The sequence below is a fragment of the Bradyrhizobium oropedii genome (assembly GCF_020889685.1).
Lineage (GTDB): Bacteria > Pseudomonadota > Alphaproteobacteria > Rhizobiales > Xanthobacteraceae > Bradyrhizobium > Bradyrhizobium oropedii.
Genome location: NZ_JACMYO010000511.1, coordinates 1 through 505, shown reverse-complemented (window position 1 = coordinate 505; position 505 = coordinate 1). Strand labels below are relative to the sequence as shown.

The 505-nt window shown below is 55.4% G+C and carries 1 protein-coding gene; it reads right to left on the bottom strand.

Annotation, left to right across the window (positions count from 1 at the left end):
* Window positions 1-51: 51 nt before the first annotated feature.
* On the bottom strand, window positions 52-282 hold the full coding sequence (locus H8A95_RS43545) for a hypothetical protein (protein WP_194473004.1): 231 nt from the start codon (window positions 280-282) through the stop codon (window positions 52-54).
* Window positions 283-505: the final 223 nt, after the last annotated feature.

The window sequence follows — 505 nt, the reverse complement described above, 5'->3', positions numbered from 1 at the left end:
CATAGCGATTCAACACCATGTTCCAGCAAAAGTTGCCGGGAGAGCGGGCGCTTAGTTCGCTGGCCGCAGCCAGCTCTTGATCCAGCCAGCGGCGCTGCTGGTCTTGATCGGATCGGGATGAATCGTCGCAATCAAGCGATCGGATTGCCATAACTCAATGGAATTGCGGTCTACTAAGGATTTGGCCCGTTCCTTGGCAGCGTTTTCGTCAGCGCAGCAAAGATCAATCCGCTGTTTGATATGGCCATCATCGCCGATGATGTAGGCCTGATAATCACGCATTTGGCGACCTCCTGTCGCCCAAACCAACTAAGCTCCCTAATTTGGCTGCGAGCAAGAAGTCCTTCGGAATTCCATCACCCTTTCCAGAAACACCCGGGATTACCCTGGTAGTTGCGAACACATTGCGACGCCGAAGCGAAGTTTCAGCTATGCGCCCGGTGCAGGGGTTATGGTCTGTCGTTGGAGCTGCCGGCCCTCGCCCGACTTGCTGCGCAGGTCGACT